The 21,319-nt window shown below is 44.9% G+C and carries 14 protein-coding genes; 6 read left to right on the top strand and 8 right to left on the bottom strand.

The window, feature by feature from the left end; all coding sequences use genetic code 11:
* Positions 1 to 80: 80 nt before the first annotated feature.
* Both L5M18_RS04830 and L5M18_RS04835 read left to right on the top strand, forming a co-directional pair.
* A complete protein-coding gene (locus L5M18_RS04830) occupies positions 81 to 2,582 on the top strand; it encodes a 6-hydroxymethylpterin diphosphokinase MptE-like protein (RefSeq protein ID WP_263196088.1) in 2,502 nt (833 codons plus the stop codon).
* 82 nt (positions 2,583 to 2,664) lie between these two features.
* Positions 2,665 to 3,144, top strand: a complete 480-nt coding sequence (locus L5M18_RS04835; RefSeq protein ID WP_113939450.1) for a DUF2947 domain-containing protein — start codon at positions 2,665 to 2,667, stop codon at positions 3,142 to 3,144.
* A 175-nt stretch (positions 3,145 to 3,319) separates the two neighbouring features.
* Here the strand turns inward: L5M18_RS04835 and L5M18_RS04840 are convergent, their stop codons facing one another.
* Positions 3,320 to 3,508 (bottom strand): hypothetical protein, encoded by a 189-nt coding sequence (locus tag L5M18_RS04840; RefSeq protein ID WP_263196120.1) that lies wholly within the window; start codon positions 3,506 to 3,508, stop codon positions 3,320 to 3,322.
* Positions 3,509 to 3,699: 191 nt separating this feature from the next.
* Between L5M18_RS04840 and L5M18_RS04845 the strand changes: the two genes are divergently transcribed.
* Positions 3,700 to 4,260 (top strand): chalcone isomerase family protein, encoded by a 561-nt coding sequence (locus tag L5M18_RS04845; RefSeq protein ID WP_105251908.1) that lies wholly within the window; start codon positions 3,700 to 3,702, stop codon positions 4,258 to 4,260.
* Between the two features lie 12 nt (positions 4,261 to 4,272).
* Here the strand turns inward: L5M18_RS04845 and L5M18_RS04850 are convergent, their stop codons facing one another.
* Positions 4,273 to 5,217, bottom strand: a complete 945-nt coding sequence (locus L5M18_RS04850) for an autotransporter outer membrane beta-barrel domain-containing protein (RefSeq protein WP_263196089.1) — start codon at positions 5,215 to 5,217, stop codon at positions 4,273 to 4,275.
* 120 nt (positions 5,218 to 5,337) lie between these two features.
* Positions 5,338 to 5,967: a TetR/AcrR family transcriptional regulator gene (locus L5M18_RS04855; protein WP_131523683.1), complete on the bottom strand. Its 630-nt coding sequence runs from the start codon at positions 5,965 to 5,967 to the stop codon at positions 5,338 to 5,340.
* 139 nt (positions 5,968 to 6,106) lie between these two features.
* Here L5M18_RS04855 and L5M18_RS04860 point away from each other — a divergent pair, with 139 nt between their 5' ends.
* Both L5M18_RS04860 and L5M18_RS04865 read left to right on the top strand, forming a co-directional pair.
* Positions 6,107 to 7,213: an efflux RND transporter periplasmic adaptor subunit gene (locus L5M18_RS04860; protein ID WP_263196091.1), complete on the top strand. Its 1,107-nt coding sequence runs from the start codon at positions 6,107 to 6,109 to the stop codon at positions 7,211 to 7,213.
* A 2-nt stretch (positions 7,214 to 7,215) separates the two neighbouring features.
* The gene (locus L5M18_RS04865) at positions 7,216 to 10,296 is read left to right on the top strand and encodes an efflux RND transporter permease subunit (RefSeq protein ID WP_263196092.1); all 3,081 of its coding nucleotides are present in this window, start codon (positions 7,216 to 7,218) and stop codon (positions 10,294 to 10,296) included.
* Here the strand turns inward: L5M18_RS04865 and L5M18_RS04870 are convergent.
* Complete coding sequence (locus L5M18_RS04870; protein WP_105251903.1) at positions 10,281 to 10,526, bottom strand: YdcH family protein; 246 nt, start codon at positions 10,524 to 10,526, stop codon at positions 10,281 to 10,283. The genes L5M18_RS04865 and L5M18_RS04870 overlap by 16 nt on opposite strands.
* A 260-nt stretch (positions 10,527 to 10,786) precedes the next feature.
* Here L5M18_RS04870 and L5M18_RS04875 point away from each other — a divergent pair, with 260 nt between their 5' ends.
* Positions 10,787 to 12,790, top strand: coding sequence for a methyl-accepting chemotaxis protein (locus L5M18_RS04875; RefSeq protein ID WP_263148980.1), 2,004 nt, complete (start codon positions 10,787 to 10,789; stop codon positions 12,788 to 12,790).
* A 389-nt stretch (positions 12,791 to 13,179) separates the two neighbouring features.
* On the opposite strand, the gene cydX is transcribed toward L5M18_RS04875, so the two are convergent.
* From cydX to purL, 4 genes are all read right to left on the bottom strand, one after another.
* Positions 13,180 to 13,296 carry a cytochrome bd-I oxidase subunit CydX gene (gene cydX, locus L5M18_RS04880; RefSeq protein WP_011788717.1) on the bottom strand — a complete coding sequence of 39 codons (117 nt, stop codon included), beginning with the start codon at positions 13,294 to 13,296 and terminating at the stop codon, positions 13,180 to 13,182.
* A 19-nt stretch (positions 13,297 to 13,315) separates the two neighbouring features.
* Positions 13,316 to 14,455 carry a cytochrome d ubiquinol oxidase subunit II gene (gene cydB, locus L5M18_RS04885; RefSeq protein WP_263196094.1) on the bottom strand — a complete coding sequence of 380 codons (1,140 nt, stop codon included), beginning with the start codon at positions 14,453 to 14,455 and terminating at the stop codon, positions 13,316 to 13,318.
* A 15-nt stretch (positions 14,456 to 14,470) separates the two neighbouring features.
* A complete protein-coding gene (locus L5M18_RS04890; protein ID WP_028761244.1) occupies positions 14,471 to 16,027 on the bottom strand; it encodes a cytochrome ubiquinol oxidase subunit I in 1,557 nt (518 codons plus the stop codon).
* 1,269 nt (positions 16,028 to 17,296) lie between these two features.
* On the bottom strand, positions 17,297 to 21,178 hold the full coding sequence (gene purL, locus L5M18_RS04895; protein ID WP_263196122.1) for a phosphoribosylformylglycinamidine synthase: 3,882 nt from the start codon (positions 21,176 to 21,178) through the stop codon (positions 17,297 to 17,299).
* Between the last annotated feature and the right edge of the window lie 141 nt (positions 21,179 to 21,319).

The raw sequence follows: 21,319 nt of genomic DNA on the forward strand, positions 1-21,319 counted from the left end.
AGAAATATGCGAAAATTGTCCATACATATTCAATCTTTGCCAAAAATTTGACTCTAACGGGATAACAAGGTGCACAACAGATGATGACAGTAAACGAACCCATTCTCTCCGCTGTTTTCTCGGTTAGTCAATTCAATGAGTACTATCTACCAAGCATTAATCGCAACACCTTTGAGCAATGCGACTCGAAAACGCTATTTAATAATAGGTATAAGGCCGAGTTTTCCCATAAAGATACCCTACACATAGTCATAGGTCTGGATTCTGGTTTACTTGCTAACTATGTCATGGAGCTATCTATTCCCGATGGCAGTAAATTTATTTTTGTTGACTTTAATGCAGTACTCAACTTACTAACAATTGAAGTCCCAGACGAACTATCTGAATCAATTGAAATATGTTCGCCAGAAATGTTAGATGCATTATTAAAAGAAACTCGTAATAATATCTTTATTGCTAAACAGCAATTTAAAGTTCATCGTTCAATTGCAGTTTCAGGGAACTACATTGATGAATATGCACAATTAAATTATTTCGTTGAAAAAAAAATAGAACACGAGTACTTCGAAAGTAACATCGGATTTTCCCAGAAAATTTTTATTAAAAAACAACTAATTAATTTAAGTGAAACTCTTCAGCCCGCATCCATACTAAAACAGAAATTCATTGGTAAAACCTGCATAGTTTTAGGCGGAGGCCCTTCTTTAGATGAACATATCGACTGGATAAAAAACAATCGAGAACAGCTAGTTATTTTCGCTGTATCAAGAGTAGCGTATAAACTGACTATTGCAGGGATTCCTGTAGACATCATAGTTTCGGTCGACCCCCAAGATCATGCATTGACAGTAAATAAAGAAATGATGGCCTTGTATGAAAATAGTCTATTTATTTGCTCATATCATGTTAGCCCCCTATTACTCGGACAGTGGGCTGGCAGTGTGCTATACACTGGTCCACGAATACCTTGGGATTCTCGAGATAGCGATAATATTTTGCCAAAAGGCCCTACAGTCACGAATGCCGCTGTGCAAATTGCCGAAGAAATGGGATTTGAACAAATATTACTTTGTGGCTCTGATTTTTGTCATTCTCAGTCTGGTGCAACCCATGCAAAAAATACATTCGGCGCCGATATTGGCCCTAATTTAGGAGTCATGTTCGAATGGGTAGAAACCTATTCTGGTGAAATGGCAGAAACTCCAATACAACTTCTCCAAGCCATGCAATCTTTACAAGAAGAAGTGATTTGTTACCATGCAAAGTGTATCAATTTATCGGCAAATGCTGCAAGAATTGAGGGTATACAACAACTTTCACCTGAACAACTGGTGCTAGCAACAATTACACCTGAAGATAGAGCTATACTTCAACCAAGTAAGCACAAACTATCTATCGAACAAAGACGTAAGCTATTAGCAAACACCCTCGCTGATCTCTCTTTAGCCTCAAGCACTTTTAATACCTTAATAAAATTGCTCAAAAAAGCCCTGCATTATTCAAATACCATGCTAAAAATAGAGGGCACCACACAGACTGTCGTCGAGCTACATAGAAAAATAGACAAGATTGAAAAAACACTCAATCAAAAATACCACCATTTTGGAGACTTAATTAAATTTTACGGCTACTATGAGTTCTCACATTTTCTATCGACAAAACAGAGCCAACATTGGTCACAACTAGATCTCAGTACAAATAACAATATTTACTATAAGGCATATTTAAATGTAGCAACTGAACTTAGCGTCTTAATCAATGATGCCGCATCCAGAGTGAAAATAAGATTAACTGAACTCGCTGTGCCAACAGATATACCGACGATTGCTAAACAGTGGCGGCAGGATAATCAGCTAGGTCGAGCATTAATTTGGAAAAAAGACTATATGTCCGCCCATCTGATGTTGAATAATGCAGATATAGCTCTACTCGACGAGATTGAACAAGAATACTTACTATATCTTAACCAACAGAGTCACAGTACTAGTGCAGAAGAGGCTACTGTCAATAATGTGGAAGATGCATTTAAAAAGCTGGCGATTTTAATGCAAAATCAGCACTTACTTGGGATCAGTAAAATGATTCAATACATCAGTCCATTTATCACTGATAACCCAGAGTTAACCCGTTTATATTATTTAGCCTCAAGCTATCAATTTTTACTTCTGCACAAAGAGACAGCAGCACTAGAATCTATACTTAATATTTCGGAAGAGTATCGTACGGAAACAGAACTAAAACAAATTATATTACTCGCTCTGAAACTCAAGGATATTACGTTGGCTGAAAATACTTATAGAAAAATTATTGCATTTAGTGATGATTACCTACCTCACTATGCTCAGATACTTAAGCTTCAAGGTAAGTACCAACAAGCGTTAGACTATTATCTAAACTATTTAGAAAAATACCCAACTGATATTCCAGTGCTTCTCAAATTTGGGATTTTTTGGAAGGATATAGGCCAACCAGAACAAGCAGTGAGCGTATTGACAGAAATATTAACCTTAGATCCGAACAACTTTGCAGCACAAACACATTTACAACAGCTTCACCGTAATTTAGAACTGAAGACAAATTGACAAATTATGTAAGCTTAAGATCCACAAGCCCGTGAACCTTAGGTATAATCGGGCATAATTAACTATGTAATAAAGAGCTAATGTGGCTAACACTTATATACCGCTAGATCAATACCGCCGTAAGTGGATTTTCAACCACAAAGACTTGCCTGTCACCGACGAGGACAAGGCGCATATCCTGCCGTTAACAGATAAAAGTGCGATGGAAATCTGGAACCAATGGATCAGCAACAAGAGTAGTCGTGCGGAGCAATTTACTAAGGGAGACTGGGCGGCGAAGGCTGATGCTTGGGTGGAAACAGATCATTGGCAGAGCGCTTGGGATAGTGAAGATAGCAGTTTACCCACCATGTTAGCTGAGTTTATACAATGGCCCGATGAGACGCCGGTGTATTTTTGCTATGAAAAATATCAGATTATTGAAACTCGTTGGGATGTGTTCGTCCGCAATTGGAAGTGTTTTCTTTTCTTTGACGACGGTCCCATTTTGATCTCGCCAAAACAGAAACAAGCGGTGATGTTCGAACAGAGTGGTCAATACAAGCTAGGCACTCGCGGATAATTTATACAGGGCGCTTAACGCTGATGATTTCCCATCGATAGCTTTACGCCAACACTTTTACGCAATAGTTTAGCGCGAGGAGTCATCTTGTTGGCATGCTCATACTTAATGATGAGTATGCCATACTCGAAAGATACTTAAGCACAATTAGCCTATCTCTCCCCTCTTCTTTAGATTAACATCCATTTTCGGTGCCGAGTATTTGAGAAGTTGGGGTCAACTTTTTGCTGTAAATACTCATAAAAATCTGCTTTATACCAATCGAATTAAATATCTGTTCATTCAGCGGGAGTTCAACGCGCTTTAGACAAGGCGAAGGCTTGAAGGCATAGTGGTGCTCTGTCGAAAGCCTTGAACGCAGTATGAAGCGCGTTGAACCCGCCCTTCGGGAGCCTCACAGGCATCCGACTCCGGTGTTGCATTGACTTAAAAGGGAATAACCATTTCTACGTCAATGCACCTTGGATTGGGATGCCTGTGAGGCTCTGAACTGATTAGATATTTATTGTGATTGGTATGAAACCCAATAATTAAAATAGAAAAATGAGGTGTATTATGAAGTTACTCTCCACTCTTACCCTAGCAAGCGCGCTGTTATTACCCCACACATTAATGGCCAAAGAAGTCTCAGGAGTGCAAGTCGCCGAGACAGTGACATTAGATAGCCAAACATTACAGCTCAATGGTGCGGGCGTTCGCAGTAAGTTCTTTATGGATTTGTATGTAGGCAGTTTGTATTTGCCAGCAGCATTGAGTAGCACAGCAGCGGTTATTGATGCACCAGTTGCAGCGATACGTCTTAACATTACCTCAGGCATGATCACCTCAGAAAAAATGCGCGATGCGATCACTGAAGGTTTTGAGCAAGCGACGGCAGAAAACACCGCCGATATTCAACCGCAAATAGATACCTTTATGGCGCTGTTTAAGGAAGAAATTAAAGAAGGTGACCAATTTACCTTAGTCGCCAATAAAGCCCGTGGCGTGACTGCCTATAAAAATGGTCAGGAACAAGCCACCATCGAAGGTGAAATGTTCCGTCAAGCACTGTTAAAAATTTGGCTAGGTGATAAGCCAGCCCAGAAAAGCCTCAAAGAGGCCATGCTGGGCAAATAACTGACATTAACGTTAGAATTTGAATTCGATATCCAAGGCCGCTGCGCCTTGGTTATCCATTTCAAGCGCAGCTTGATTTGTCACTTCTAACTCACCATCAAAGTAATAACCAGCATAGAGATTTACGGTTAAAGCAGGCGTTGCTCGCCAACCACCACGCAGATAGCTCACCCATTCGTTCGTTTCTACAGCAATATCATCATCCTCAATAAGGAATCGCTCAGTACGACGTGAACTCCCCAAACCAATATTCCAATCAGGATTGAATTGATAACTGAGCTCTAGTCCTGCTGGACCACTAAAACCGGCTTGGAATGGGTTAGCCAGAGCCCAATGTTCATCTATCTGCCAACGCATGGCAAGATAAGGCACAGTGCGAACTTCATCGATATCATTAAGATACGCGACGCCAAAACCAATCATGTTTCCCGAATCAAATGCATACATGGCCGATACCACAATACCGTAACTCTGAGCTTGGCTAGCCGATGCTGTATCGGCGTAGGCATATTGGATCTGCGGCGCTAAAAAGAAGGCCCAATGTTTATCCATGCGATAATTTAACGACACTCCGGCACGGTAACGATTAATATGATCCCAATTCTGTCCGTCGGTGCCAAACAGCGGTGCGACATTGTTTGCGCCAGTAAGCATGATGTTACGCCAGTCATAATCAAGTCTGTCATAGCCCACACGAAAGCCTAGCGACCATTGCTTATCCAGCGATACATTCATCCCAGCATTCAGTAATAAGCTGTCCCTTTGTAGCTCAGTATTGCCATTGGCCACCTCGGCGCTTTGGGTACTGATCTGCGTGACACTTAATCTAAAAGGTTTGTATTCCTGCGAAGGTTTATCCGCTGCAATAGCGGCACAGCTCATTAACGGTAACAATAACAAACTGCCTTTCAGCAACCGCTGTTTTACGCTTAATGGTGCGAGTTCTCGATTAGCCACGCTAGCTCCTTGCATTTAAAATAATGAATAAATTTTTGTGCATAATACGCGCTATTGAATAAAAAGGTTCACGCTTTCAAAATGAAGATACAAACTAATACATTTGAAACAAACAAGCCTTCACTCTACCCGATGCGCCCTCAAGAACATGTCAGCACAACCCAATATATAATGATTTCTGTCGTCAAAAAGTTCATCGGCCGCTAACCCCAATTCTAATTTAAGTTTTAGCTCACCAAACAACATTAAACATAAACGCACTGCACTATGGTGAGCATTACCAAATCGATATTGCCCTAACGCCTCTACAGCGACTAAATAATCCGCCAATAAGCCCACTATGTGTTTAGGGCCTGCGTCAAAGAACAATCGCGACACTTCAGGATGACTTTCGGATTGCGCCACACAGGCTTTGAATACAGTAATAGCTTCAGGACTGACAATCATCTCCCCAAATTGCAAGGCAAATTGGGTTAATGCCGATTCCGGCTTAGTGGGATCACTTAACAAATCATCATTAAGATTATGGCCAACACACTTAGATTCAATTGCCGCAACAAATAATTCATCTTTGCTGCCGTAATGGGAATATACGGTTTGTTTCGACACGCCCGCAAGCTTTGCAACCTCATCCATACTGGTATGAGGGAAACCTTGACGACAAAACAAATCAATAGCAGCCACAAGGACTTGCTGACGTTTTTGTTCACTACGGCTCAAAGGTAATTGCGTCTCAGAGGAATGCGTCATATCAACTCTCAAATAGATAGACATAATTAATTGGCATTAGTTAAGCACAAAATAGACTAGACAGTCTAGTTTCGTACAACTAGACTAGCAAGTCTAGTTACATAACATTAACGTTTAACTTACAGCGGAAGCCTTTAAAATGGATCGAACTGCCCGACTTTCTTGGCGCACTCTTATCGTCTGCGTGTTTGCTTTAGCCACATTATCCGCCTGTCAAAAGGAAATCACCGAACACGCTACGACAGCCACGCTACCCACAGTCACAAGCCAAGCGTTGATCCAGACCCCAAGTTATGAACACTTTCAGACCTTCACTGGCACTATCCGTGCAGGTAACACCACAGGTGTAGGCTTTGAACTAGCAGGAAAGTTAAACAATTTACAGGTCGATTCTGGGAGTAAAGTTAAGCAAGGACAAATACTTGCAGTTCTAGATACCCGGCTACTCGAAGCCGAGCGTCAAGAGATCCAAGCAAGTCTGGCACAAACCCAAGCCGATGTAGATCTGGCCACCAGCACTCTAAAACGTAATCAAGAATTGAAAAAATCGGGCTATGTCTCTGAGCAGCTATTAGATGAAAACCGCTCACAATTAAATAGCTTAGCCGCAGCGAAAAACCGTCTACTTGCCTCGCAGCATGCCAACCAACTTAAGCTCGACAAATCCATTTTAATGGCTCCCTTTGACGGTACCATAAGCCAAAGACTACATAACTTAGGCGAAGTGGTTGCCGCGGGCAGTCCTATCTTCACCTTAGTGGGTAACATCAATCCTGAAGCTTATATTGGTGTTCCTGTTGCGCTAGCAGAACAATTTAACACCAAACAGCAAGTGCAAGTCAGCGTGCAAGATCAAACCTTTACTGCTGAAATTGCCGGTATCAGCGCAGAAGTCAATCCCATCAGTCGTACCCTGCAACTGAGAATAAGCCTGCCCCGAGATGCACATGTAATCAATGGCGAAATTGCGTATCTGCATCAACAACAGCAAATCCCGCAACCGGGCTATTGGGTACCCATTTCCGCACTGACGGATGGTATTCGCGGATTATGGAATCTCTATGTCATCGCAAACGATGAACAGCAATCCATCATAGAGCGCCGCGATGTGGAAATCCTCTACACCACCCAAGACATGGCCTACATTCAAGGCGCGATTCAGCCTAATGAAATCTATGTCAGCCAAGGGCTGCATAAGCTGGTCGTAGGCCAAACTGTATCTCCCATTGCTGCAGCCACGAGGTAATTATGATTAAAGCCTTTGTTGAAAACGGCCGCTTAGTCAGCCTCGTTATTGCACTATTACTTGTCGCAGGCTTTGGTGCAATATCGAGCCTACCGCGTACTGAAGATCCCCACATAACTAACCGTTTCGCCTCTGTGATCACCCCTTATCCTGGCGCCTCAGCCGAGCGGGTCGAAGCCTTAGTGACTGAAGTCATTGAAAACCAGCTCAGACGTTTGGAAGAAATTAAGTTGATCCAATCAACCTCTCGACCAGGGATTTCAGTTATACAGTTAGAATTGAAAGACACAGTTAAAGAAACGGCTCCCGTATGGTCTCGAGCACGGGATTTATTGGCCGATGCGAAAATTAATTTACCTGAGGGCATACAATCTCCCACACTCGATGATCAAATTGGTTATGCCTACACCGCCATCTTAAGTTTAGTGTGGAATAGTAATACGCCCGTACAAGTCGACATGCTAAACCGCTACGCAAAAGAATTACAGAGTCGGCTCAGGCTGTTATCGGGCACGGATTTTGTCAAACTTTACGGCGCACCGACCGAAGAAATGCTAGTGCAGCTTGATGGTAACAAGATGAGCCAGTTACAGCTCTCTCCTGCTTCAATCGCCCATATTCTCAGTGGCGCCGATAGTAAAATTGCTGCCGGTGAAATCAACAACCGTGAATTTCGTGCCTTAGTTGAAGTCTCCGGCGAGCTTGATTCTTTAACCCGTATTCGCCAAGTGCCGCTTAAAATTGATAGCCAAGGGCAAATTATTCGCCTCGGCGACATAGCCACTGTGACTCGCCAAGCTCAAACCCCAGCGGATAGCATAGCGTTAGTCGATGGTGAACAAGGCGTAATGGTTGCAGTACGAATGATCGATAATACCCGTGTTGATCTTTGGCAAGCGCAAGTCAATAACGTCGTTGACGAACTCAATCGCGAAGTGCCCGCTAATATCCAGATCCAATGGCTATTCGAGCAAAACAGTTACACCAGCGAACGACTTGGCGGGCTAGTGGTTAACCTGCTGCAAGGATTTGTCATCATCTTGCTGGTATTACTCCTCACCCTAGGTTTAAGAAACGCCATCATAGTGGCGATTTCATTGCCGCTCACAGCGCTATTTACCTTGGCGTGCATGAAATATATCGGCCTGCCGATACATCAAATGTCGGTAACAGGACTCGTCGTCGCCCTTGGGATCATGGTGGACAATGCGATAGTGATTGTCGATGCCATATCACAAAGACGTCAGCAAGGAATGAGCCGTTTAGCCGCAGTGAGCGAAACCTTACACCACCTTTGGCTGCCCTTAGCGGGATCGACTATCACCACTATTTTGGCTTTTGCGCCGATAGTACTCATGCCCGGTGCTGCGGGGGAATTTGTCGGTGGCATTGCCATGTCAGTGATGTTTGCGCTGCTGGGCTCTTACGTGATTTCCCATACGCTAATTGCAGGGCTCGCGGGACGTTTTAGTCATGAAGGTAAACAGGATGTCTGGTATCAACACGGGATCAACCTCCCGCTAGTGAGCCAATATTTTCAAGCGAGCCTGAGAATTGCCCTTAAACGCCCTATCGTCAGCGCGCTGCTTATCGGCATTACACCAGTATTAGGTTTTTTCGCCTCGGGTAAAATGACAGAGCAATTCTTTCCGCCATCGGACAGGGACATGTTCCAAATTGAAATTTATCTTGCGCCCCATGTAAGTTTAGAAAACACCTTGAACCAAGTGCAGTTGATGGATAAAAAACTCCACGCAGTCACAGGGATCACTCAAGTCGATTGGGTGGTCGGCGGTAATACGCCCTCATTTTATTACAACCTGACGCAGCGCCAACAAGGGGCGACTAACTATGCACAGGCCATGGTAAAAGTGACTGACTTTGAGCGTGCCAATGAGTTAATCCCCGAATTACAACAGCAATTTGATAGCGCTTTTCCCGAAGCGCAAGTACTAGTACGAAAACTCGAGCAAGGCCCGCCCTTTAATGCACCAGTGGAGTTAATGATCTTCGGCCCGAATCTAGATACTTTGCGATCATTGGGCGACGAAGTTCGTAATATTCTCGCGCAAACGCCGGACGTACTTCACACACGTGCAACCTTAAGTGCCGGTGCGCCTAAGCTGTGGCTACAGGTAAATGAAGATGCCAGTCTAATGAGTGGGTTAAGCCTGACGGACATTGCCAAACAGATCCAAATGTCAACCACAGGCGTTATCGGTGGCAGCGTGCTTGAGCAAACAGAATCCTTACCCGTACGAGTTCGCCTTGCTGATGACAGTCGCGAGCAGGTGAGCCGCCTTTCTGAAATTCAATTAATCACACCTTCGGGTGAGTCTGTTGCATTATCCGCCCTCACCCACAACGAAGTGCAAGTGAGCCGCGGCGCCATTCCAAGGCGTAACGGCCAAAGGGTTAATACCATAGAAGCCTACATTGTCAGTGGGGTATTACCTGCTCAAGTACTTAATGATGTTAAAGATAAAGTGGCTCAATTACCGTTGCCATCGGGTTATCGCATTGAAATCGGTGGGGAAAGCGCTAAGCGTAACGAAGCAGTCGGTAATTTACTGTCCAATATGATATTGGTCGTCACCTTGTTATTAGCCACTGTAGTGCTGTCGTTTAACTCCTTTCGGCTCACAGCGATTATTCTATTGAGCGCGATACAATCAGCAGGACTTGGCCTATTAGCCGTGTTTGTATTTGGTTATCCCTTTGGATTCCCGGTCATCATAGGGCTACTTGGATTAATGGGACTTGCCATTAACGCTGCGATTGTGATCTTGGCCGAACTAGAAGATATGCCGAGCGCTCGGCTCGGCGATATGGAAACCATAGTCTCTACCGTCAACAGCTGTGGTCGTCATATCAGCTCAACGACCATTACCACCGTGGGCGGTTTTATTCCGCTCATCATTGCTGGCGGCGGGTTTTGGCCTCCCTTTGCCATTGCTATCGCGGGTGGCACCCTGCTGACGACTTTACTTTCTCTGGTATGGGTTCCAACTATGTATTTGCTGCTGATGAAAACCCGTACGGCGAACACCCCATCCGCGATTCAAGCTCAAATCGCATCATGAACTAGATATTGGTACAGTTTATCTTTAAGGTTTAATCGCTCTAATTTTAACGCTAAAAAGTGCTCATCGGCGGTGGGCACTTTTGTTAACTCCAGCGCCCTAATTTTATTATCGAGCTCATGGTAACGACTAGCCATGGTCGCGAAGGCAGTATTATTGACTTTTAAATGCTTAATTTGATCGACAAAATCAGGAAACTCATAAACCAACGCATGATTCTCACCTAGCATATACACTTCTCCTATAATGTGGTTCTAACACTATGAACTCCATTCACCTTAAGCAGCTTAGTCTATACCTTCAGAATACAGCCAGTACTTGGGCATGTTATCTGCTAACATTTCTGCAAAATAAGCTGATGAGTCCAAGTCTAAAACTGCAAAAATATCAACGAAATGAGTTTAAAATTGCAGAAGTTTTAGACCCACATCAAGACTACAGAGTAAAACTTAGGCTACATTGATGTAACCGTTACCTATAGGATCTTACGATGAATTATAAAAATTGGCCTATTGCAAAACAAATTGGCGCCCTCGCGTTTATTCTTACTCTTCTCATCTTTGGCGTATTGAGTACCGTCTCCTATAAAGCCGCTTCAAATGTATTAGAAGATAAAGGTATCAGTGCCATGAAATCTGAAATGCGTGCAGTTTCAGACATGTTAGAGCTGCAGTACGATAGTCTTCTGCAACTTGCGAGACGCAACGCCGATGTTTTTAAGGAAATGTATCCTGGACAATTTAGTCTGCAAAATAAAACTGTCAATGTGATGGGAGTTGGCTCTCCAGCCCTAATGCATGAACAAGAACAAGTGAACTCATCAAAAAGTAAAGTCGATCGTTTTGCTAATCTAACTGGCGGTACCGCTACGGTATTCGTGCGTGATGGCGATGACTTTATGCGAGTTTCGACTTCGCTCAAAAAAGCCGATGGCAGCCGTGCACTAGGTACTTCCCTTGGCAAAACACATCCAGGCTATCAAGTGCTGATCAGCGGTAATGAATACGAAGGTTATGCCAAACTTTTCGGCAAAGACTACATGACAGTCTATCGTCCAGTGAAAGACACACAGGGCAAAGTTATTGGTATCTTATATATTGGCTTCGACATCACCAGTTCCTTAAAACAATTACAAGAAGCAGTTAACAGAATCACCTTAGAAGAAAGTGGCCATTTTCTATTAGTACGCAAAGCAGACAATGTGTTAGTCGCCCATCCTAAGTTCAACGCAGGTGACATCATCACCGAAAGTATGCTTGATGGCTTAAGTGTTGCGTATGCCACCCAAAATGATGCGGAATCCCATTACAACAATAGTAAAAATGAGCCTATGTTTGCCTATAGCCAAACCGTGACGGGCTGGAATTGGGTGCTAGTGGGTCAAGTCAAGGCAAGTGAGCTTAATGAAGAAAGTATGCAATTGCTCACCATCAACGCCATCGTTGCTATCACAGGGATCGCGCTGATCACAGCGCTATTATCAGTTGTCTTAATTCGCGCACTTAAACCTTTGCATGCCCTCCAAGTGCATATGGAAAATTTAGGCAGTGGCGATTTTAGCCATCACTTAACGCCATCAGAACCACAGAGTCAAAACGAAGTGGATCGAATCACGACCAGCGTATCAACTATGTCCTCAGAGCTCAGGCAATTGATTATTGCATTGCAGGATTCAGTCATGAGTCTAGAGCAACAAGCCTCCAAGGCACAGAGCATCGCGAAGCAAAATGGTGAAGAAGCTCAAGCCCTAATGCTACAAACGGATCAAATCGCAACTGCCATCGAAGAAATGTCGACCTCGATCCGTGATGTGGCTAATCATGCCCAAGATGGCGCAGTTCAAAGCCAGCAAGTGGATGCCGCAGCCAAAGAAGGTCAAAACCAACAGACGAAAGTGGTGCAGGATTTACTCAAACTCAGTCAGCAACTCAGTAACAGTCATCAATCGGTTGAAAAAGTCAGCCATGAAAGTGAAGCGATCAGCAAAGTGACCGAAGTCATTAACAGCATTGCCGAGCAAACTAATTTACTCGCATTAAATGCAGCGATTGAAGCGGCGCGCGCAGGCGATCAAGGTCGAGGCTTTGCTGTCGTTGCCGATGAGGTGAGGACTCTCGCCCAGCGGACACAGTCATCCATTGTAGAAATTGGCCAAACAATTGAAAAGCTGCAAACTCAAGTGAAAAGCACCACAGAACAAATGAGCCAAAGTCATCAATTAGGAATGGAATCTGCAGCACAGGGTGAAGCAACGGGTGAACAACTGAAGGAAATCACCCGTAGGATTGGCGAACTCGCGATTAGCTCACGCAATATAGCCTCGGCTACTGAGCAGCAAAGCAGTGTTGCACAAGAGATAACCCACAATTTACATCAGATCAGCGAACTCGCTAACGAAGGCGAGCACCGTGCCACTGAAACAGTGCATTCTGCCAATGAACTGTCTTCCTTAGCCGCCGCCTTAAAACGCCAAATAAGTCAGTTTAAGGCCTAACTCAAATGCGGACTTAGATACAGAGTTAGTGCTTTATCAAACGTTAAATGCCGCCCTAACTGGGCGGCATTTTTTATAACAGCAGTACATCAAAACGATAGGAGCCACATTTAAGAAATGGATTTGGGACTTTGATTTAGGATACTGACGTAAAGGAGTAATGGAGAAAATATCTTAAACCATGCAGAGCAAGCATCTGCAGAGAGCACAATCAAAAAGCGATGATATCAGGCCTATTCGCTGCAGTTACATCACCACTCTGCAGCGAAGTTAACTGCTTGGCCTAATACGATAGCCTAGCTCTGCCTCAAACTAAAATAACCTCAGCCCATCAAAAAATCCCAATAAAAAACCCCGCTAATGCGAGGTTTTTAAATCGAGTTTAGACGTTACTCGGCATCTTCTGCCGATCTGTCCATGTTCTCTGTATTCTCAAGCCACAGGGCATTGATAATCCCGAAAGAACAGGCCAACAAAACCCCTAATATCCACGTAAAATACCACATAGCAGATGCTCCTTAATGCCTAATAGAGTGAGGCTTTGTTATCTTCAATATGCTTACGGCCGATACGACCAAACATCTTGTAGTAAGTCCAGACAGTGTAGCTCAACACTATAGGTACGAAAATCGCTGCAGCAGCAGTCATAACACCTAAGGTCATTTTACTGGCTGTTGCATCCCACATAGTCAAACTGACGTTAGGGTTAAGTGATGATGGCATGACGAATGGGAACATTGCTGCACCGCAAGTCAAAATCACCATAGCCACAGTGAGTGAGCTGAATAGGAACGCAAAACCTGAACGGTTAAAGCGGCTAACCAAAATCACTAGTAGAGGCAATGCCACACCTAAGATAGGGAACAGCATAGTGATGGGGTATTTGTCATAGTTGGCAAGCCAAGCACCCGCTTCAATTGCGACGGTTTTCATGGCTGGGTTAGAAACCGCATTATGGTCCAGTACTGAAGTCAATACATAACCATCAATACCATTGGCTAACCACACACCCGCAGCAGCAAACAACACAGCCACTAACAGTGCGAAGAATTGCGTGGCTTTCGCAGCACGAACACGCAGCTCACTGTCAGTCTTCATTTGTAACCAAGAAGCGCCTTGCATCATAAACATGCTCACGCTCACAAGACCTGCCAGCAAACCGAAAGGATTCAACAGGCCGAACAGACCACCGTGATAAGTCGCACGTAGGAACTCGTCGAATTCAAAAGGTACACCTTGTAACAAGTTACCAAAGGCCACGCCTATGATCAGCGGAGGTACAAAACCACCGGCAAACAAAGCCCAATCCCATGACTTACGCCACTTTGGATTTTCGATTTTAGAACGATAATCGAATCCGACTGGACGCATGTAGAGGGCAAACAGCACTAACATCATGGCGACATAGAAGCCAGAGAAAGACACTGCATACACCATAGGCCAAGCGGCAAATAACGCACCGCCTGCTGTGATTAACCACACTTGGTTGCCGTCCCAATGGGGAGCAATAGTGTTAACCATGATACGGCGCTCAGTATCGTCTTTGCCTATAATTGGCAGTAACGCACCGACACCCATGTCAAAACCATCAGTAACCGCAAATCCGATGAACAGTACGCCGATCAGAGCCCACCAGATAACTCTTAATATTTCATAATCAAACATAATGAAATCCTCTGCTTAGGCTTCTAGGTTCTCGAAATGATAACGACCAGTTTTCAAACTGCTCGGACCAATGCGGGCAAACTTAAACATCAAGAACATCTCAATCACCAGCAGTACAGTGTAGAACAAGGTGATAGAAAGGATACTGAACCATAAGTCGCCAGTCGTTAAGCTTGACGCAGACATAAAGGTCGGTAGTACCTCAGAAATCGTCCAAGGTTGACGACCATACTCAGCCACAAACCAACCACACTCAATCGCGATCCAAGGCAATGGCAAGCTATAAAGTGCAGCTTTAAGTACCCATTTTTTCTCGGCGATTTGATGACGTGTGCTTTGCCAGAATGCCGCAGCAAATACGAACAACATGATAAAGCCTAGACCTACCATCACACGGAAGCTCCAGAAAATCGGTGCTACGTTCGGGATAGAATCTTTAGCTGCTGCTTTAATTTGCTCTTCAGTCGCATCAACCACTTTGTCTGTGTAGCGTTTCAGTAAGAAACCGTAGCCTAAGTCGACTTTCGCTTCTTCAAAAGCAGCACGTAGTTCAGGCGTTTCTTCACCCGCACGCAGTTTCACTAGCATGGCATAGGCTTTCATACCGTTACGGATACGCACTTCATGCTCAGCAATCAAGTCATGAATACCAGTCACTTCTTCATCTAACGAGCGTGTTGCCACTATACCCATCGCATAAGGAATTTTGACTGCAAAATCTGTTTTCATGGTTTCTTGATTCGGAAAACCGACAGCAGTAAAGGCCGCTGGAGCAGGCTCTGTATGCCACTCAGCTTCAATCGCTGCTAACTTAACGCGCTGTGCTTCACCCACTTTATAGCCAGATTCGTCACCTAACACGATAACCGACAGAATCGCCGCCATACCAAAGCTAGCTGCAATCGCGAATGAGCGACGGGCAAAAGGTAAGTCACGTTTCTTGAGGATGTAATAAGCACTGATCGCCAGTACAAACATGGCACCCGCCACATAACCCGAAGCGACGGTGTGAACAAACTTCACCTGCGCGACAGGGTTAAACACAACCTCAGCGAAGCTGGTCATTTCCATGCGCATGGTTTCGTAGTTGAACACTGAACCCACAGGGTTTTGCATCCAACCGTTTGCCACTAGGATCCACAATGCCGACATGTTAGAACCAAAGGCCACTAACCAAGTCACGACTAAATGCTGACGCTTAGTGAAACGATCCCAACCGAAGAAGAACATACCCACGAAGGTAGATTCAAGGAAGAAGGCCATTAAACCTTCAATAGCCAGAGGCGCACCAAAGATGTCCCCTACGTAATGCGAATAGTAAGACCAGTTAGTACCAAACTGGAATTCCATTGCCAAACCTGTGGTAACCCCCAAGGCAAAGTTAATACCAAATAACTTACCCCAGAACTTAGTCATATCTTTATAAATTTGTTTATCTGTCATCACATACAGTGATTCCATGATAGCCAGCAAAAATGCCAACCCCAAAGTCAAGGGAACAAATAGGAAGTGATACATGGCTGTCAGCGCAAACTGCAACCGCGATAGCTCAACAACCTCTTCAACAATCATCGGTGACTCCTTACTTGGTGCGTCCAATTGCTATGACAAAAACCCGCGTCAATCACAGCAAGTGCCTTTGTAGGATAGTGAGTTTTCATTTTATGTTTATATCTGCGACAACAGTATAAACCGTTAAATTTAATCTTTTGCATTAGTTCGAAGCAGCAAGGGCTAAAAAGTACCAATATCCGTTGCATATTGAGACGCGAGTCACACTATCGCAAGTAACTGAGACCGACACCCTACCACTCACTCAATCAAATGATTTCATCGATATAAATATCAGATAGTTAAGATATTTATTCATTTTCATTTGTGGCTATTTTATACCACCTCGCTTTGATGCAAATCAATCAAACTCAGGGGTTTAGGTGGGTTTTGCGGTGAGGCACACACTTCCCCACCAGAGAGGATTGACAATCGATAAAAACAAGAGTAGTGAGCAACCATTAATTGATATAAAGTCATACTTTCACTAACTAGGCAGCAAAAATAAGCTCTAATCATCAAAAACCAACAAATAAATAATGTTGCAACAAATTAACTAAAAAATATTGTCACAAATTTAAGTATTCCATAATTTAAAACCTTTAAAATCAAATATAAATACATATAAATATAAAAAACCACAATAACACACTCTAAAATGCATTAGTTTTAATAATGAATATTTGTATTTTTTCTCGTTTGAGAAGCTAACCTAAGTTGTTTAATATATGTCCTGTGTTAAGGAGACAATTTGGTAGAACTGGTGTCGTAGCCCAGCCAAGACCAACTTCGCGCACATAGGTACTAACTTTTGGTGTGGAGATATCGATATGACTAAATTATTTGAACGTCTGGTTAACAGCTACAAGCGTGTTTTTGTTGAACTTTATACAGCTAATGAGCTGAAATAATCCCCAGAATTACTCGTGAAATTAATTGCATTTATGTGAAGTTTTGTTAGCGCAAAACGGGCCCCATCTCCCTGAGATTGGGGGCTTTTTCTATATTAAGACCCTAGCATCCCCCAACAACTCCAGAACCCCATAAAACACCACGCCCCGTATCAAATGCGCAACATACCTATTAATAGGTATTTACCGATTAAAGTGGCTATTTTGCCACTTTAGTCCATTAGATTATTTGCAATAAGCGTTAATAATTTAAAATACAATCACTTCCATAAAATGCATTTTATATATAAAAAAGGAGCGAAATTATCGCTCCTTTTTTACGCTTTCATTAACCTGCTTTTGCCCCTCAACAAAGGCAAAAGCCGTTGACTTTAAACGCTTAACCTAAGGTCACTCGCGCATTACGGAACATACGCATCCAAGGGCTATCTTCACCCCAAGCATCTGGATGCCAAGAGTTCGCCACTGTTCTGAACACACGTTCGGGGTGCGGCATCATCAAGGTTACGCGGCCATCGGTGGTACAAATCCCAGTCAAGCCATTTGGCGAGCCGTTCGGGTTTTGTGGATACTGAGTCGCGATATCCCCCTTACCATTGACAAAACGCAGCGCAATCGTGCCTGACGCTTCGGCAATCGCCAGCGCTTCAGGGCTAGCAAACTCAGCCAAACCTTCACCGTGGGATACAGCAATGGGCATACGTGAACCGGCCATACCTTGGAAAAATAACGACGGGCTCTGTTGCACTTCAACTAAGCTGAAACGCGCTTCGAAACGCTCTGAGCGGTTACGCACAAAACGTGGCCAGTGCTCGCTGCCTGGGATAATTTCCTTCAGGTTCGACAGCATTTGACAACCATTACACACGCCAAGGGCGAAACTTGAGTCACGTTCAAAGAAACGAGAAAACTCATCGCGAGCACGCTCATTAAACAAAATCGACTTAGCCCAACCCTCACCTGCACCTAATACGTCACCGTAGGAGAAGCCACCACAGGCCACTAGGCCTTGGAACTCATCTAGGCTGATACGGCCAGATAAAATGTCAGACATGTGCACGTCGCGGCTTTCAAATCCGGCGCGGTCAAAGGCAGCAGCCATTTCCACGTGGGAGTTCACGCCCTGCTCACGCAAAATCGCCATCTTAGGCGCAGCGCCCTTAAGGATATAAGGTGCGGCAACATCAGTGCTTGGATCAAAACTTAAGTTAACAGTTAAGCCTAAATCGGTTTCGTCTTGCTTAAGTTTGAACTCTTCAAGCGCACAGGCTGGGTTATCACGTAGAGCTTGCATACGATACGTGGTTTCTGACCACAGAGTACGCAGCGCCACACGGGTATCACTGAAGATTTCACGCGCGCCATCTTTAATAGTGATGCGTTGATCGTCGGCTAGAGTTCCGATCACATGGCAAGGCACACCAGCGATAGCGAACTGAGCGGCAATTTTCGCAGCATTGTCACGGCTCACTTGCAGCACAGCGCCGAGTTCTTCATTAAAGAGTCGCTCTAAATCCGTGCCCTGCAAGTCTTCTACATCTATGTCTAAACCTGTATTACCGGCAAAAGCCATTTCCACTAAGGTAGTGAATAAACCACCGTCGCTACGGTCGTGGTAAGCGATAACCGACTTCTTAGCCACCAGATTTTGCATGGTTTCGAAGAAACCACGCAGCAGTGCAGCATCGTCAAGATCCGGCGCAATATCACCTAACTCACCAAACACTTGAGCTAAACAAGAACCGCCTAAACGATTTTTACCCGCACCTAAATCCACTAACAGTAAAGACGTTTCGCCTTTATCGGTGCGTAGCTCTGGCGTCACTGTGTTGCGAATATCTTGCACCACACCAAAGGCGGTGATGACTAATGACATAGGCGACGTCACGGTTTTATCCGCGCCATCTTGTTGCCATGCGGTCTTCATCGACATAGAGTCTTTACCGACCGGAATGGTCAGGCTCAGCTCTGGACACAGTTCTTCACCTACGGCTTTCACCGCTTCATAAAGACCCGCATCTTCACCAGGGTGACCCGAGGCAGACATCCAGTTGGCAGAAAGCTTGACACGCTTAAATGAACCGATATCGGCACCGGCGATATTCATGATTGACTCAGCCACAGCCATACGGGCAGAAGCGCCAAAATCAAGCAGTGCTAGCGGTGTACGTTCACCCAGTGACATAGCTTCACCGGCGTAGGTATCAAAGCTTGCCGCAGTCACCGCGCAATCGGCCACAGGCACTTGCCATGGACCCACCATTTGGTCACGGTTCACTAAACCCGTGACGGTGCGATCGCCAATAGTGATAAGGAAGGTTTTATCCGCAACTGTAGGCAAGCTCAGTACGCGTTTAACCGCTTCTTTAACATCAATCTTGTTTTGTTCGAGCGCTGGCGATACGGCTTTGGCCGATGCCACATCGCGGCTCATCTTAGGCGCTTTGCCTAATAAGACTTCGAGCGGTAAATCGATAGGATTATTGTCGAAATGGCTGTCGCTAAGCGTTAAATGTTTTTCCGCCGTCGCTTCACCCACCACCGCAAACGGTGCGCGCTCACGCTCACAGATGGCAGTAAATAGTGCGAGGTTTTCAGGAGCAACTGACATCACATAACGTTCTTGTGATTCGTTACACCAGATTTCCAGCGGGCTCATGCCTGGCTCATCCGAAGGCACATTACGCAGATTAAATAAACCGCCGCGCTCGCCGTCATTCACGAGTTCTGGGAAAGCGTTCGACAAACCGCCCGCACCCACATCGTGGATAAATTGGATAGGGTTTTTATCGCCAAGCTGCCAACAGCGGTCAATCACTTCCTGACAACGACGTTCCATTTCTGGGTTTTCACGTTGCACAGAAGCAAAATCTAAGTCTTCACTCGATTGACCCGATGCCATAGATGAAGCAGCGCCGCCACCCAGACCTATGTTCATCGCAGGGCCCCCCAGCACAATCAGCTTAGCGCCAACGGTGATTTCGCCCTTTTGTACGTGTTCTTCACGAATGTTACCTAAACCACCGGCTAGCATAATTGGCTTGTGGTAACCACGGACTTCAACACCGTTGTGGCTGCTGACTTCCTGCTCATAGGTACGGAAATAACCGACCAGTGCCGGACGACCAAACTCGTTGTTAAATGCCGCGCCGCCGAGTGGTCCTTCGGTCATGATGTCCAGCGCGCTCACGATACGTTCTGGCTTGCCATAGTTACCTTCCCATGGTTGAACAAAACCTGGGATTTTTAAATTGGATACGCTAAAGCCTGTTAAACCCGCTTTAGGTTTAGAACCACGACCCGTCGCGCCCTCATCACGAATTTCACCACCCGAACCAGTTGCAGCGCCAGGATAGGGGCTGATGGCGGTTGGATGGTTGTGGGTTTCCACTTTCATCAGGATGTGCATTGGTTCAGTGTGGTAGTTGTATACCCCATCAGGATCGGGGAAGAAACGACCCGCAACCGAACCTTCCATCACAGCAGCGTTATCTTTGTAGGCAGATAACACGTGATCAGGCGTGGTTTCAAAGGTGTTCTTGATCATCTTGAACAGTGACTTAGGCTGAACTTCACCGTCAATGGTCCAATCTGCGTTAAAAATCTTATGACGACAATGCTCAGAGTTCGCCTGAGCAAACATCATCAATTCGATGTCATGGGGATTACGGCCTAAACGGACGAAGTTCTCGACTAAATAGTCGATTTCATCTTCGGCTAAGGCAAGGCCCAATGTAGTGTTAGCCACTTCAAGTGCGCGGCGACCTTCGGCAAGAATATTGACGCTCTTAAACGGCGCAGGCTCAGTGCGTTTGAACAGCACATCGGCTTTGGTAAAATCATCGAGGATAATTTCAACCATGCGATCGTGCAGCAACGCATTTAAAGCTTGTTGCTGAGGCGCTGTCAGTGCATCTGACTCGACATAATACGCAACGCCTCGCTCCAAACGCTTCACTTTACCAAGGCCACAATTGTGCGCGATGTCAGTGGCTTTTGAAGACCAAGGAGAAATAGTACCGGGGCGAGGAGTGACAAACAGGAGTGAACCTTGGGGGATATGAGCTTCTATCGCAGGTCCATAGGTGAGAATTTTTTCAAGTTGCTGGCGTTCATTTGTGTCGAGCAACTCACTCAAATCCGCTAAATGGACATACTCAGCATAGATTTGGCGTACCGGAAGCGCCGCGTTTTCGCAGGCCTCCATCAGCTTTTGCACCCTAAACGTCGAGAGTGCAGGGGCTCCGCGGATGATCTCCATCACGTCTATTCACCTTATTATTTATTATTGCAGGGGTCAGAGGTGGCGCTATTATAAGGAAATGTCTGTCACAAATCACCTGCGACCTTACGCAAAACAGTGTTTCCTGTGATATAAAAAGCCCAGTATTGTGTCGGCTGT

The organism is Shewanella sp. SM20, assembly GCF_025654545.1.
GTDB lineage: Bacteria > Pseudomonadota > Gammaproteobacteria > Enterobacterales > Shewanellaceae > Shewanella > Shewanella oncorhynchi.